The 14,616-nt window shown below is 36.4% G+C and carries 14 protein-coding genes; 8 read left to right on the top strand and 6 right to left on the bottom strand.

Annotated elements, in window-relative coordinates; genetic code table 11:
• Nucleotides 1-428 precede the first annotated feature (428 nt).
• From J4051_RS11390 to J4051_RS11370, 5 genes are all read left to right on the top strand, one after another.
• Nucleotides 429-1,223: an ABC transporter ATP-binding protein gene (locus J4051_RS11390; protein WP_208233998.1), complete on the top strand. Its 795-nt coding sequence runs from the start codon at nt 429-431 to the stop codon at nt 1,221-1,223.
• Nucleotides 1,224-1,427: 204 nt separating this feature from the next.
• Nucleotides 1,428-2,813, top strand: coding sequence for a DNA recombination protein RmuC (gene rmuC / locus J4051_RS11385; protein ID WP_208234056.1), 1,386 nt, complete (start codon nt 1,428-1,430; stop codon nt 2,811-2,813).
• Nucleotides 2,803-3,369, top strand: coding sequence for an acyl-CoA thioesterase (locus tag J4051_RS11380; RefSeq protein ID WP_236027387.1), 567 nt, complete (start codon nt 2,803-2,805; stop codon nt 3,367-3,369). Before rmuC ends, J4051_RS11380 begins: the two co-directional genes overlap by 11 nt.
• A gap of 134 nt (nt 3,370-3,503) precedes the next feature.
• Nucleotides 3,504-4,121, top strand: coding sequence for a SatD family protein (locus J4051_RS11375; protein ID WP_208233997.1), 618 nt, complete (start codon nt 3,504-3,506; stop codon nt 4,119-4,121).
• On the top strand, nt 4,118-4,831 hold the full coding sequence (locus J4051_RS11370) for a DUF3307 domain-containing protein (protein WP_208233996.1): 714 nt from the start codon (nt 4,118-4,120) through the stop codon (nt 4,829-4,831). The genes J4051_RS11375 and J4051_RS11370 overlap by 4 nt, the downstream gene beginning before the upstream one ends.
• Before the next feature lie 51 nt (nt 4,832-4,882).
• Here the strand turns inward: J4051_RS11370 and J4051_RS11365 are convergent, their stop codons facing one another.
• The 4 genes from J4051_RS11365 to rpmH form a co-directional block, all read right to left on the bottom strand.
• Nucleotides 4,883-5,662: a T9SS type A sorting domain-containing protein gene (locus tag J4051_RS11365; RefSeq protein ID WP_208233995.1), complete on the bottom strand. Its 780-nt coding sequence runs from the start codon at nt 5,660-5,662 to the stop codon at nt 4,883-4,885.
• Nucleotides 5,659-6,189, bottom strand: coding sequence for an ankyrin repeat domain-containing protein (locus tag J4051_RS11360; protein ID WP_236027386.1), 531 nt, complete (start codon nt 6,187-6,189; stop codon nt 5,659-5,661). The genes J4051_RS11365 and J4051_RS11360 overlap by 4 nt, the downstream gene beginning before the upstream one ends.
• Nucleotides 6,190-6,278: 89 nt before the next feature.
• Nucleotides 6,279-9,131, bottom strand: a complete 2,853-nt coding sequence (gene carB / locus J4051_RS11355; protein ID WP_208233994.1) for a carbamoyl-phosphate synthase large subunit — start codon at nt 9,129-9,131, stop codon at nt 6,279-6,281.
• A gap of 257 nt (nt 9,132-9,388) precedes the next feature.
• Nucleotides 9,389-9,550, bottom strand: a complete 162-nt coding sequence (rpmH, locus tag J4051_RS11350) for a 50S ribosomal protein L34 (protein ID WP_208233993.1) — start codon at nt 9,548-9,550, stop codon at nt 9,389-9,391.
• 266 nt (nt 9,551-9,816) lie between these two features.
• Between rpmH and J4051_RS11345 the strand changes: the two genes are divergently transcribed.
• From J4051_RS11345 to J4051_RS11335, 3 genes are all read left to right on the top strand, one after another.
• The gene (locus tag J4051_RS11345; RefSeq protein WP_208233992.1) at nt 9,817-10,692 is read left to right on the top strand and encodes a DUF6263 family protein; all 876 of its coding nucleotides are present in this window, start codon (nt 9,817-9,819) and stop codon (nt 10,690-10,692) included.
• A gap of 3 nt (nt 10,693-10,695) precedes the next feature.
• On the top strand, nt 10,696-11,259 hold the full coding sequence (locus tag J4051_RS11340; protein ID WP_208233991.1) for a DUF2892 domain-containing protein: 564 nt from the start codon (nt 10,696-10,698) through the stop codon (nt 11,257-11,259).
• Between the two features lie 232 nt (nt 11,260-11,491).
• Nucleotides 11,492-12,190, top strand: coding sequence for a hypothetical protein (locus tag J4051_RS11335; protein WP_208233990.1), 699 nt, complete (start codon nt 11,492-11,494; stop codon nt 12,188-12,190).
• Between the two features lie 11 nt (nt 12,191-12,201).
• Here the strand turns inward: J4051_RS11335 and cls are convergent, their stop codons facing one another.
• Both cls and J4051_RS11325 read right to left on the bottom strand, forming a co-directional pair.
• Nucleotides 12,202-13,659 carry a cardiolipin synthase gene (gene cls, locus J4051_RS11330; RefSeq protein ID WP_208233989.1) on the bottom strand — a complete coding sequence of 486 codons (1,458 nt, stop codon included), beginning with the start codon at nt 13,657-13,659 and terminating at the stop codon, nt 12,202-12,204.
• Nucleotides 13,659-14,588: a lytic transglycosylase domain-containing protein gene (locus J4051_RS11325; RefSeq protein ID WP_208233988.1), complete on the bottom strand. Its 930-nt coding sequence runs from the start codon at nt 14,586-14,588 to the stop codon at nt 13,659-13,661. Before J4051_RS11325 ends, cls begins: the two co-directional genes overlap by 1 nt.
• Nucleotides 14,589-14,616: the final 28 nt, after the last annotated feature.

Raw genomic sequence — 14,616 nt, 5'->3', positions numbered from 1 at the left:
ATGTTTAGATGTTTAGATGTTTAGATGTTTAGATGTTTAAGAGAAAAATAATAATTGTGATTATCTTATAACCAATTTCGAATAAAAGATAGAGAAGTTTTAAACAGCTAACGCACAAAGTTAAAACTGACTACACAACAAAAACAGATAACTGACAGATTTATAAGTTTTTGACGTCAATAGATCTAAAGAAATCCCTGAGGGATGATATCTCTGTAATAGGATATAACTTATAAAATCAAGCGCCAAAGGGGCGACATCTTGAAAATTCATAATGTGGAGGGCAGTAATTTTGACTATCCAATTTCGAATATAGAATATAGAAATTTTATACAGACAGCACAGACAATAGAAAACAGACAACAGACAACAGATAACAGATAACAGACAAATCTTAACGTCTCATAGTAATTTCATCATTTAATAGCGTGACTAAAACACCACCACATATCGTCCTCGAAACCAAAAACCTATCCATTGGTTACGCTTCCAAAAAAGGAGCAACTATTATAGCGGATTCCATCAATATTAGTTTAGAAAAAGGGCAGCTGGTTGGTTTAGTGGGGGCCAACGGCATCGGGAAATCAACGCTTTTACGGACTTTGACCAATGTGCAAAAACCTTTATCGGGTGAGGTTTATATCAATTCCAAAGCGGTTTTGGATTATGAACCGATTGATTTGGCAAAACAATTAAGTCTAGTACTGACAGAGCTGATTGCTTCAAAAAACCTCTCCGTTTTTGAATTGGTTGCTTTAGGACGGCAACCATATACCAATTGGATGGGGAGTTTATCTCAGGAAGATATTGCCATCACCAATAAAGCATTGGTTCAAACCAATATTGAAGCTCTCAAAACTAAAAAATGCTTCGAATTAAGTGATGGGCAGTTGCAAAAAGTAATGATTGCACGTGCTTTGGCCCAAGATACCGATTTGATCATTTTGGATGAGCCAACCACCCATCTTGATATGTACCATAAGGCCTATATTTTAAAACTGCTTCAAAAATTAACGAAAGACACCGGGAAAACTATTTTATTCTCTTCTCATGAAATAGACTTGGCCATTCAACTATGCGATAATATGATTGTGATGAGCGAAAACGAAGTCATATCTGGCCCACCATGCCAGCTCATTTCCAAAGGTACTTTTAACAGCTTATTCCCTAAAGATCTGATCTCTTTTGATGAAAACACGGGAACATTTAGAGTTAGAAAATAGTCTTCAGTTGGCAGTTTTCAGTCTTCAGTTGGCAGTCTCAGTATTCACTTTATTATATTAATTGACAAATCTGAAATTGTAGTTTTTAACTTCGTGCTCCCCACTTAATCCTTCCAACTCCCCGCTTCCCGCTCCGAGCTTCCAACTTCTTTCTTCCATCTTCTTTCGAAAAAAAATCTATCTTTGATCAAACCCATTTTTGAAATGAACGACAGCATTATCCTTATTATTTCCATTCTTATTTCTGGCGGAATTGGTGCCTATATTGGTATTACTATCACTAAACTCACAAATAAGGGCGAACAAAGTACGCTTGAAGAACGCATTTTGAATCTTCAGCAGCAACTTCTTGATTCAAGAATGCAGCATGATTTGGAGATTCAAAAAATTGAACAAAATAATCAAGCCCAACTCAGTTCACTTAAAGACTCCTTGGCCAAAATTGAAACAGATCGTGAGTTTATCCGCAGTGAGAAGGAATTCCTAAACACTGAATTGACGCGAAAAAATGCCGATTTCGAAAATCTATTCACGAAAAATCAAGAACAAAAAGCTGAAGTAGAAAAGTTACAGGAAAAATTCACCATTGAATTTGAAAATTTAGCCAACAAAATCCTTGATGAAAAATCGACTAAATTTACCACACAAAATAAAGAGAATATAGACGCCATCTTAAAACCTTTACACGAAAAAATTCAACATTTTGAAAAACGTGTGGAAGAAACCAATAAGGAAGACATCACCAGAAGCGCCGATTTGCGTCGTCAGATTATCGGCTTAAAAGAGCTCAATGAACAAATGAGCAAAGAGACCACCAATTTGACCAAAGCCTTGAAAGGTGATACTAAAATGCAGGGAAATTGGGGGGAATTGGTATTGGAACGGATTTTGGAACGCAGCGGACTTCAAAAAGACAGCGAGTATTTTGTTCAACAAAGTTTTACTACTGAAGATGGCAAACGCGTACTGCCAGATGTGGTCATTTCTTTGCCCGGGGACAAGAAAATGATTGTCGATTCAAAAGTATCTTTAGTGGCTTACGAGAGGTATATCAACGAAGTTGACGAATCAGAACGCTCTACACATTTGAAAAACCATTTAATTTCGGTTAGAAAACGTGTCAGTGAATTGGGAGAAAAAAAATACCACCAACTCTACGACATGGAAAGTCCGGATTTTGTATTGTTGTTCATCCCAATAGAATCTGCTTTTGCCATCGCCTCTATGGAATATCCAGCCTTGTACAGCGATGCGTTTGATAAAAATATTATTATTGTCACCCCTACCACGCTCCTTGCCGTTTTAAAAACTATTGACAGCATGTGGCAAAACGAGAAGCAAAAGGCAAATGCCATTGCAATAGCCACCCACGCAGGCCGGTTATATGACTCTTTTGTTAACTTAACGGAAGAATTGGTCAAGGTTGGGAATCAAATAGGAACCGTGCAAAAATCTTATGACAGTGCGATGGTCAAATTAACCGGGAAAGGAAATTTGATCAAACGCGTGGAAACCCTTAAAACACTTGGCGCTAAAGCCAGTAAACAACAAAACGAAAAACTATTAAAACGTGCCATTGATGACGAATAATATGCAAGACGAAACAAAATTTAAAAAAATAGATGACTCAAGGATTTTAATTTCCGAATTGATGCTGCCGTCAAATTCGAACTTTAATGGAAAAATTCACGGCGGTTATATTCTCAATTTAATGGACCAGATTGCGTTTGCCTGCGCTTCAAAACACTCTAAAACTTATTGTGTTACCGCATCTGTAGATACGGTCGATTTCTTGAATCCGATTGAGATAGGCGAATTGGTGACCATGAAGGCTTCTATTAATTATGTGGGCAATACATCAATGGTGGTCGGCATTCGTGTGGAAGCCGAAAATATTAGAACTGGCGAAATAAAACATTGCAACTCTTCTTACTTTACGATGGTTGCAAAGGATGATGATGGAAATTCTGTTGAAGTTCCAGGATTGATCATCAACGATAAACAGGAAGTCAGGCGGTTTTTAAAATGTTTAAAACGGAATGATATGAAACGCTTGAGACGAAAGGAATTTAAAGAGAAAGACTTTTCACCGAATGACTATTTGCATATTTTAGAAGCTTATAAAGTTAAGGTTGCTATTCCGTAACTTGTTTATCTCGTATATAAGCGATATATTTGAATATCATTTAATAAGATGATAATTGAATTTATCAACTTAATATGTGATAATTGTCATTATCACATAATGAATTGATAATCTAAACTCATTAAATACCTTTTATGACCAGTATATTGACAGGAGATATCATCAAATCGCGATCCATCAAAAATCCTGAGGTATGGCTTTCCACTTTAAAAGAAGCGTTAACCGTATGTACGCAAAACCCTTCCCAATGGGAAATCTATAGAGGGGATAGCTTTCAATTGGAGTTGGAAAATATTACTGAAAGTCTAAAAGCAGCCCTATACATTAAGGCCTGCATCAAAACCATCAAAGGCTTGGACGTACGTATTGCCATAGGTATTGGAGAAAAATCATTTACCGGTAAAACTGTTGTGGAATCCAATGGGGAGGCTTTTCAATTTTCGGGTGAAACTTTAGAAACCTTGAAAAAAGAAAAAGTCAATCTCAAGATCAAAACCACTAACGAACAATTGAATCAAGAACTCAATCTCTACTTTAAATTGGCTTTGACCATAATGGATCAATGGACAACGAATTCGGCAGAAATTGTAAAATTATATATAGAGCAACCAAATGCCTTACAAGAAGAACTTGGCAAACTTATAGGCATCAATCAAAATGCGGTGAGCAGCAGACAAAAACGCGCCCATTTAGAACTTATTATGCAGTTGGAACACCACTACCGCCAAAAAATAATACAATTACAGGCATGATACTCATAAAACTCATACTCGCACATCTTATTGGAGATTTTTTCCTTCAACCGACATCTTGGATAAAAGAAAAGGAAAAGAAAACATTGAGGTCTCCAAAGCTATACCTGCATGTTTTTATTCATATTGTTTTATTGTTCGTTATTCTTTGGGATGTTTCAAAATGGCCATTAATATTAATCATCGGGGTGTCACATTTTGTTATTGATGCCTTAAAACTGAAGCTTCAAACCAAGAAAACAAAACGACTACTATTCTTTATAGACCAGTTCCTGCACTTTCTGATTATTTTGCTGGTCTATTGGTTATTTATAGCCAAGGATGCGGGCTTAGATCATCTACTGACAGATCATACACTCCTACTCCTTACCTCCGTATTATTCTTGACCATTCCCGTCTCTATCATTATGAAGACCATCTTTTTAAAATGGAATATTTCAAAGATTATTGAAGGCAATGAATCTCTTAAGGATGCTGGAAAGTATATCGGGATTCTGGAACGTGTCTTAGTATTTGTCTTTGTGATTTTAGACCATTGGGAAGCTGTAGGATTTTTGATTACGGCAAAATCAGTATTCAGATTTGGTGATCTTAGAGAATCAAAAGAGCGCAAGTTGACAGAATATATTTTAATTGGAACCCTGATCAGTTTTGGGATCGCCATATTAGTTGGACTTCTGTATTTGGTAAGTGTTCCCTTAATTTCATAAAAAAACCATCAATGTTAGTGTTGATGGTCTTTGATATATTTCTTTACAATTTTATTGTTTTACAAAACGTTTGGTTTGTGAACCATTGTCTGACGTTACTCTAACCAAATACACTCCGTTGTTCCATTTTGAAACATCAACCGTAGTTGATAGTGTATTCACTGATTTGGATAAAATATTTTTACCTAAAACATCATAAACTTGCAGCTTCACATTGCTGACCCCAATAGGAAGTCGCAATTCAAATTTAGAGCGTCCCGGATTAGGCGTCATGGTAAAATCACTTAATGCGGCCTCATCTTGACTTAAGGTTAAAGATTGCATAGAACCACCTCTTGCACTGTGACGGTCAAGTGCATAACTGCTACCAATTGCCCAAGTAAAATTCAAAGAACTATCAGAAGTAGAGAATACATAATCGTCATCATGCCCTGTATCTAAAACTCTCGTGCCTACCACAGTACGCTGACCATCTTCGAGTGTGTTTGACACCAAGGTCCAATCTTGATTGACATCAATTTCAGGTACCTGTCCAGTACCTAAGAATTTTCTATCAGACAACTGAAAGTCTTCTGCAGGCGTATTGACATCATCATAAAAAAGTATAACATCTCCACCGGAGGCCATTGTTTGAAGACCAAATCCGAACCCCAAATAACGATCATCTGGACCGTTAAGAGTCAAAGTTACCAAAGTGCTGGTAACGTCCACTTTTGCGGTAAAAACCATACCATCTGCATTGTGAAGCTCCATTGCCCCCGTAGAATAGGTTTGAGCAAAAGCAAATGAAGTTAATAAAACACCTAAAAAGGCCAAAGTAGTTTTTTTCATATTTTATTCTTTTCTAATAGATTAATAATAGTTTGGTTTTGAGTCATTTTGCCATAGTCTAAAGCAGAGTTTCCTCGTTTATCCTTAAAAGCCACATCTGCATTAGCATCAACCAATAGCTTTATAACAGCTTCATTCCTGCTCATAATAGCATAATGCAACGCGGTTGTTCCATTGCCATCCGCCAAATTAGGATTTGCTTTCATAGTCAACAGGGCTTTCACAACAGCAACATCATCCTTAAAAACGGCTGCCATTAATGGTGTACCCATCTTACTCGTACCGTTAATATCCTTGACATGATTCACTAAAAAAAGAGCAACTTCCTTGTTTCCATTATAACAGGCTAAGGTTAAAGGCAAATAACCTGAACCTTCAACTGCATTGATCGTATCCGCATTAATCGCCATCAAAGCCTTTATTTCATTTACTGAGCCAGAACGGGCTACTTCAAAAATATTCTTTTGAGAATGCCCTACAAGAGACACGAAAAAGAACATCAAAAAAGAAATGCATTTTATATTCATTAAATAAATTTCATTAGCAAGCGAGCTAAATTACAATTTATTAATAAAACATAGAATGCATTTCAACGAATAATTTCGCTAATAACTTGTTATTTACTTAAATACATTTTACGCCTCGAGTACAAATCATAAAATTGATCATCCTTTAAACTGTCAATAAATAGGATACTTTCCCCAGTACTCTTCATTTCTGGCCCTAATTGTTTGTTGACCGTTGGAAACTTATTAAATGAGAATACTGGTTGTTTGATAGCAAAACCTTCCAATTGCGGATTGAAGTTAAAGTCTGCGACCTTCTTCTCACCCAACATGACTTTCGTCGCATAATTGACGTAAGGTTCCTTATAGGCCTTTGCTATAAAAGGCACCGTTCTGGATGCTCTTGGGTTCGCCTCAATGATGTACACAATATCATCCTTAATAGCAAATTGAACGTTGATCAGTCCTACTGTGTTTAAGGCCAAGGCAATTTTTTTGGTGTGATCCTTTATTTGCTGCAATACAAATTCGCCCAAATTAAAAGGTGGCAACGTTGCATTACTATCACCTGAATGGACGCCACAAGGTTCAATATGCTCCATAATACCGATGATGTAAACATTCTCGCCATCACAAATCGCATCAGCTTCCGCCTCAATGGCACCATCTAAATAACGATCCAAAAGCAATTGGTTATTTGGCATTTTTCTAAGCAAATTCACGACGTGTTCCTCCAATTCCTTCCTATTGATGACAATTTTCATGCCTTGGCCTCCAAGAACATAAGAAGGTCTTACCAAAATCGGGAAGTCAAGTACATCTGAAATTGCCAAAGCTTCGTCTGCTGTGGTAGCCACGTCAAATTCTGGATAAGGAATATTGTTTTCCTTTAATAATTTAGAAAAACTCCCTCTATCTTCAGCTAAGTCAAGCGATTTATAAGTTGTTCCGATAATTTTGATCCCATAACGATCTAACTTTTCGGCCAGTTTCAATGCTGTTTGTCCACCTAATTGTACAATCACACCTTCTGGCTTTTCATGACGGATGATGTCGTAAATATGTTCCCAAAACACTGGTTCAAAATACAATTTATCAGAAATATCAAAATCTGTAGAAACCGTTTCAGGGTTACAGTTGATCATAATGGTTTCATACCCACATTCTGAAGCTGCCATTACACCGTGGACACAGCAATAGTCGAATTCAATACCTTGTCCAATCCGGTTAGGACCGGAACCTAGAACAATGATCTTTTTCTTGTCAGAAACCACACTTTCATTAGCGGATATTTGTGTACCATCTGGAGATTCCACGTTATTTTCGAATGTCGAATAGTAGTAAGGTGTTTGTGCTTTAAACTCGGCAGCACAGGTATCTACCAATTTATAGATACGTTTAATGTTTAATTCATCACGTTTTTTATAAACTTGACTTTCCAAGCAGTTCAACATGTGCGCAATCTGTCGGTCTCCATAGCCTTTTTGCTTTGCTTCCAAGAGCAAATCATGTTCAATGGTATCAATAGTGAAGGTCGAAATTTCCTTTTCAAGATGGTACAATTCTTCATACTGCTTTAAGAACCACATATCAATTTTCGTGATCTTATGGATGCGGCTCAACGGAATCCCCATTTGAATGGCATCATATATTACAAACACACGATCCCAACTGGCATGTTCCAATTTATCGAGAATTTGGTCATAATTTTTATAGCCTTTACCGTCAGCACCAAGTCCGTTGCGCTTAATTTCCAATGACTGAGTAGCCTTGTGAAGCGCTTCCTGGAACGATCGACCAATAGCCATCACTTCTCCAACAGACTTCATTTGTAGTCCCAAAGTACGATCTGCGCCTTCAAATTTATCAAAATTCCAACGCGGAATTTTTACGACCACATAATCCAATGTCGGCTCAAATAAAGCCGATGTTGATTTTGTTATTTGATTGGTCAATTCGTCCAAATTATAACCAATGGCCAATTTTGAAGCGATTTTAGCAATTGGATATCCAGTTGCTTTACTTGCCAATGCTGACGAACGCGAAACCCGTGGATTGATTTCAATCGCAATGATATCTTCGTTTTCATCTGGACTCACGGCAAACTGAACATTACATCCACCAGCAAAGTCACCAATACTGCGCATCATATGAATGGCCATATCACGCATCCGTTGGAAGGTTGTATCCGATAAGGTCATTGCAGGAGCAACGGTAATGGAGTCTCCTGTGTGGATGCCCATCGGATCCATATTTTCAATGGTACAAATAATGACTACGTTGTCATTTTTATCACGCAGCAACTCCAATTCATATTCTTTCCATCCAATCAAAGCTTTATCAATCATGACCTCATGAATAGGAGAAACTTCCAATCCACGAGTCAACAAGTTGTCAAACTGATCCTCTGTATGCACAAAGGACGCACCCTCGCCTCCAAGCGTAAATGAGGCTCTAATAACCAATGGAAAACCAAATTCTTGCGCAATTTCCTTACCTTCCAAATAAGAAGTCGCCGTAGCTTGAGGCGCCATTGGCACCCCTATTTTAAGCATCAACTCTCTGAATTCTTCACGGTCTTCAGTAATATTTATAGCATTGATATCAACACCAATCAATTTGACATTAAAATCTTTCCAAATGCCTTTTTCATCCGCCTCAATACATAAATTCAAAGCCGTTTGCCCGCCCATAGTCGGTAAAACAGCATCAATTTGTGGATGCTCCTTCAAGATTGTTATAAGCGATTTTGTAGTAAGTGGCAATAAGTAGACATGATCCGCCATAGTAGGGTCTGTCATGATTGTTGCCGGATTTGAATTAATGAGAATGGTTTCTATACCGTCTTCTCTAAGTGATCTTAAGGCTTGTGTACCTGCATAATCAAACTCGCAAGCTTGTCCGATAACGATTGGACCTGATCCGATAATAAGTACAGATTTAATGTTTTTGTTTCTAGGCATTGTATTGGGTTATTTTTCAGTGTTCAGTGTTGCTGCCTCCGTAAATCCTCCGGTGGGGCAGACAGTGTTCGGTGTTTGGTGTTGAGTATTCGGTGTTCAAAAAAGTTGAAACTTTGGGTCTTTATTTCAAATTATTGATGCTTTCGATTGTTTCGATTTTTACCCGCACAAAAATAAGTATGAATTAGGTACAAAAAAAGGCGTTACACCTAAGTAACACCTTTAAATTATCAACAATTGTTAATCATTCCCAATCATTATTTTTTATGTCTTGTTTCTGAAGATACAGATATTTTCTTTCTTCCTTTAGCTCTTCTACGTGCAAGGACCTTTCTTCCATTGGCAGAAGCCATTCTTTCTCTAAAACCGTGCTTGTTTACTCTCTTTCTTTTCGATGGTTGAAACGTTCTTTTGCTCATTTTTTTATATCTTTAAAATAATCTTGTATAGTCTAAAATTTGGTCTTGATTCTTTCTTCAAAACTGCGGGCAAATATACAAAGACTTTTTACTCTGGCAAATCAAATTTTGAAATATTTTTATGAAATTTTCATCTTCCAATTAAGGCTTTAAATTTACGACTTATTTCTAAGGAGAGTCGCCTTTAATAAGATAGAATATATCAATGCCAACTTAAAAAAAATTAGTTTCTTTGTGATTTGAAAACAGACCCATTAAAAAGATATATGAAGGCATTAACTATTTTGCTTATTTTTCTTTCATCTTTGAGTTTAACTGCTCAAAAAGTGCTGCAATATAATCTTAAGACAGATGACACTTTTAGAGTTGAACAACAGGCCAAACAGCATATTACACAAGACATTAATGGTGTAGATCAAATTATTAATAACCATTTGAAAAGCGTGATGCAGTTTAAGGTGGTTAAAGTTGAACAAGATGTGATTGTTTTGGAAATGACATTTCAGCATCTAAAAATGACCATGAGCTCTCCTGAGCTTGGTGAGCTGCTCAACGCAGACACAGCCAATGAAGATGATGCCGATCTGACCTCGAAAATGTTTAAAGGCACTTTAAACATCCCTGTAACTATGATCATGGAACGAACTGGGAAAATCCAATCTATTTCCGGAGGTGAAGAGTTAATTGCTTCCATGTTCAAAGCCGCTAATATTATCGATGGAGCGACCATCGAAGCTAACAAAGCACAATTTGAAAAACAATTTGGAAGCGAGGCACTTTCCAATAGTTTTGAGCAGATGACATATTTTTTGCCTGCCAAGGCCGTAACCATCAATGATACTTGGGAGAATGTTTATCAAGGAGATTTACGAGCCAAAAACAAATGGACCTTATCAACATATACTGAGGATGCATATACGGTTTCTGGAAATGCAGACGTCACCATGTCCAATATTGATGAGAATGTCACAATGGTGCTTACCGGAACCCAAAAAACAACGATTAATGCCAATTCAAAAACAGGATTGTTTAAGGAGATTACTGTTGAAGGTATTTATATAGGCGACACGCAAGTGAATGCCCAAAACATGACTATACCAACTGAAATAACATCTACTATTACTTACAAAATATTAAATTAAACCATGTACAATAAAAACATAAAACTCGTTATAACTGCTTTAATCATAGCTTATGCCGTTTATCAATTTACCGAAGGATATATCGGAAATGGCATCATGTTTATTTTATTATCCACAATTTTCGTATTCCTCTATTTTAAGAACGAATTTATATTATTAGCATTTTTAAGGTTGCGAAAGCAAGATTTTGTCGGCGCTAAAAAGTGGTTGGATATGATTAAGAATCCTTCTAGTGCTTTGGTAAAAAAACAAGAAGGCTATTACAATTATCTTCACGGTATTATGGTCTCCCAAACCAATATGAATGAAGCCGAAAAATATTTTAAAAAAGCGCTTTCTTTTGGTCTGGCAATGGACCACGATATGGCCATGGCAAAATTAAATCTTGCAGGAATTGCATTTAGCAAAAGAAGACCTCAAGAAGCCAAGATGCTCTTGAACGAAGCTCAAAAGCTAGATAAACGCAATATGCTTGCAGATCAAATCAAAATGATGAAGGATAGTATGAAGAAAGCGCAAATGCCCAATCAGCATTACGGAGGAAACAGACAGGGAAGAAGACGCTAGGATTCATTCTTTTAAAAAATCAAAATAAGAGTTACTCATTAACCCGATACTTAAATCCAAGCACTTCTTTATGAGGTGCTTTTTTATTGCCACCAGTGGTTTTTGATTTTCCAAGGCTTGCCCGAGGTTCATAATTGGAGATTAACAGTGTTTTTTAAGCGCTTATCGATAAGATTTGAGATTGTTTTGAATATAGCCTAAGTTGCTCACTCTTAACAAAAACCTTCCGCTTATGGTCTTTAGAAAACTACTTATACTTTTACTTTTCACATATATACCACTGCTCTTTGCTCAAGAAAATAAAGTGTATTTTGATGATGCACTTTCGCAACATTTAAGAAAATTCAATATCAAATCTGATTTGGCCATCAAAAACCAAATGCCTGATAAAGTAGATGCCTTATTTGATACGCTCATAAGAGTCCATATACGGAATACTTATATTTCTAATTTAAAACTGAAAAAGGTAGCGGGAGGCACACTGCATACAGAAAATATTGACAAGCCATTTTTATTGATCACAAAGAATTCGGCAATTATTCAGACAAAGGAGGAGATAAAAGCAATTAATTCTTTAGCTAATGAATATAACGGAAAAGTAGACATCATTATCTTATACTGGAACAAGAAAGACATAGCCAAAAAGAAAGCTCGTCATTACAACAAGAACATCACTGTAGTCTATGTTGATGAACGCCATAACAATTTCAACCACGCACTTTCAGCATTAAAACATTCCTTTGGCGCACCTGCATGTTTTTATATCAACCAATTCAAACAGATTTCGGATATCGATAGGAAATTCTTCCTAAAAAACGTAAACAAGTCAACTAAAGAACTGTTCACCGAAAAGGCCCACAAAGGGATTACCGAGTTATTAGCGAATCAAAATGATACTGCCTTACTCAATGTTCCTAAAGTTTATCGATAAAAAAACTCAGACTAAAGTAATGGTGCCCATAGTCGGCAATAGGATTCTTTTAATTTTTCAATCCTTGGTCTTTTCAACCATCTTTCTTTATCAATGGCTTCACTTTCATCTAAATCCTCAAAGAAATGTGATTTTAGCTCCAAACTTTTTTCTTTATTGTAGATAATCGCATTGATTTCAAAATTGATATTGAAGCTTCTATAATCCATATTAGTGGTTCCCACAGTAGAGAACACATCATCAATCACGATCGTTTTGGCATGGATAAAGCCCTTACAGTATCTATAAACCTTAATATCGGCCTCTAGTAAGCACTCTATATAAGAGTTGGTAGCGTGTTTTGCGGTCCAAGAATCTGATTCCTTAGGAATAAGCAATCTCACATCAACACCACTTTTTGAAGCTACTTGCAACGCCGTAATGATCTGTTCGTTTGGAATAAAATAGGGTGTTGTCAAATACACATATTTTTCAGAGGTAACAATGGCAGTAAAAATAACTTCCATAATATTGGACCAATCTGTATCTGGCCCACTTGCCGCAATTTGCATAGCTGCACATTCATTACAATCATCCTTTGGAAAAAAGTCCTCTTCCATCTCAATCTTCTCACCGGAAACAAACTCCCAGGTCATTAAGAAATGAATTTGCAAAGATTTCACGGATTCTCCAATAATCCTTAAATGCGTATCTCTCCAAAATATAGCAGTGTCGTCATAGTTGACATAGGTGTCCGAAACGTTGATGCCTCCTATATAACCAATTTGTCCATCAATAATGACAATTTTACGATGGTTTCTATAATTCATTTTTCCCGTAAAACCTGGAAAAAGAACCGGCATGAACGGACGCCATTCCACACCACTTTCCACCATTTTCTTCTTGTTCTTTCTTGAAATACTACTGCCTACATCATCTATACTCAATCTTACTTTAACCCCTTCCTTTGCTTTATCACAAAGAATATCAATAACCTGCATCCCAATCTTATCATCACGTAAAATGTAGTATTCCATGTGAATGTGTTTCTTCGCATTTTTTAAATCTGCCAACAATAATTTGAACTTATTCTCCCCGTTTTTAATGATTCTTACATCATTATTAATTGTTAAGGGTGCATTTTGACTGCTATGAAGTAACTTTACAAGCTTAATTTTATCATCTAAGAGATCCTCCTTTAAATCTCTGATTTCCTGCTTATCAGGTTTAAGTCGTTCACTGATGTCTGTAATTATTTTTTGATTGAGAATATTTTTCCGGTTGAAGATTTTATTTTTTCGATATTCCTGTCCAAAAAGATAATAGACGATAAGACCGAAAAATGGAAAAAAAACCAAAACGATAATATAGGATATCGTTTTGGTTGGATTCAAGTTTTTAGTCAGCACGATAAATGCTGTTAAAATAACTAAGAGATAATTTATACCTATCAGGATGACCCAAATATTATTGGAGATAGAAGCCAGCACTAATTATTGGAGTAATGTCCTTTTTCAGGGATTTCTATGACGTATTCCTTTCTTGATTTATTATTCAATCGGGTTTCTCTTAACCAAGGATTATGGATTTTAAGAATTTTATAATTGATTCCATATTCTTGGGCAAACGCTGTAAAATCAGGAACTTCCTTATCTATAACAACATTGAACGTTGGGATGTTGGCATAGAGATCATTGTCTTCAAAATTGAAACCGTATGTTTTAGGATTTGTCATAATCTCTTTCAACGCCACAATTCTGAACATATAACGTCCTGTTTCTTCCCCTAGCAGTAAGTCATAATAATCGTTCACTCCCTGTTCTTTTAAACGTCTTGATATTCCAGCGTTGCCAGCGTTATAGGCTGCAGCTGCCAAAGTCCATGACCCTAAATTCCGTTTTGATTGCAATAGGTATTTACAAGCTACTTCGGTGGATTTTTCTAAATGGTAACGTTCATCTACATTATCATTGACTTCTAAGCCATTTTCTCTTCCAGTTGCTGGCATAATCTGCCAAATACCTCTTGCGCCTGCGGGAGAAACAGCATTGGTCAATCCACTTTCTATCACTGCCAAATACTTAAAATCGTCAGGAATACCGTGCTTTTCCAAGATAGGCTCAATGACTGGGAAATACTTTTGGGCACGTTTGAACATCAAAAGTGCATTAGATTGCCAATAGGTATTGACCAAAAGCTCTCTATCCATCCGCTCATAAACATCTGGGATAGACAATGGCAGTGGCTCATCGGCAAAGTTAAGGTCCTCGGGTATTTTTAAAGCATAAATATTATAACCATTTTCAATTTTCTGCTCTGGCTTTATATCTTTACCTACAGGTGACTGGACAGCAAATATGAACAATCCTGAAATACTGACAAGACCCACAATGGCTAATAAATTCTTAATAATTTTCATTTTGCAATTTTTTTATAAATGTAAAAAA

It is taken from the genome of Gelidibacter pelagius (assembly GCF_017581925.1).
GTDB lineage: Bacteria > Bacteroidota > Bacteroidia > Flavobacteriales > Flavobacteriaceae > Gelidibacter > Gelidibacter pelagius.
Note: the sequence above shows the minus strand (reverse complement) of the source record. Positions and strands in the feature narration are given on the sequence as shown.

Excerpts from the sequence above, each read along its gene's own strand:
- J4051_RS11335 (WP_208233990.1), top strand. The coding sequence starts at position 11,492 with ATGGTCTTTAGAAAACTACTTATACTTTTACTTTTCACATATATACCA.
- J4051_RS11325 (WP_208233988.1), bottom strand. The coding sequence starts at position 14,588 with ATGAAAATTATTAAGAATTTATTAGCCATTGTGGGTCTTGTCAGTATT.
- J4051_RS11375 (WP_208233997.1), top strand. The coding sequence starts at position 3,504 with ATGACCAGTATATTGACAGGAGATATCATCAAATCGCGATCCATCAAA.
- J4051_RS11360 (WP_236027386.1), bottom strand. The coding sequence starts at position 6,189 with ATGAATATAAAATGCATTTCTTTTTTGATGTTCTTTTTCGTGTCTCTT.
- rmuC (WP_208234056.1), top strand. The coding sequence starts at position 1,428 with ATGAACGACAGCATTATCCTTATTATTTCCATTCTTATTTCTGGCGGA.
- rpmH (WP_208233993.1), bottom strand. The coding sequence starts at position 9,550 with ATGAGCAAAAGAACGTTTCAACCATCGAAAAGAAAGAGAGTAAACAAG.
- J4051_RS11370 (WP_208233996.1), top strand. The coding sequence starts at position 4,118 with ATGATACTCATAAAACTCATACTCGCACATCTTATTGGAGATTTTTTC.
- J4051_RS11340 (WP_208233991.1), top strand. The coding sequence starts at position 10,696 with ATGTACAATAAAAACATAAAACTCGTTATAACTGCTTTAATCATAGCT.
- carB (WP_208233994.1), bottom strand. The coding sequence starts at position 9,131 with ATGCCTAGAAACAAAAACATTAAATCTGTACTTATTATCGGATCAGGT.
- J4051_RS11380 (WP_236027387.1), top strand. The coding sequence starts at position 2,803 with ATGACGAATAATATGCAAGACGAAACAAAATTTAAAAAAATAGATGAC.
- J4051_RS11365 (WP_208233995.1), bottom strand. The coding sequence starts at position 5,662 with ATGAAAAAAACTACTTTGGCCTTTTTAGGTGTTTTATTAACTTCATTT.
- J4051_RS11345 (WP_208233992.1), top strand. The coding sequence starts at position 9,817 with ATGAAGGCATTAACTATTTTGCTTATTTTTCTTTCATCTTTGAGTTTA.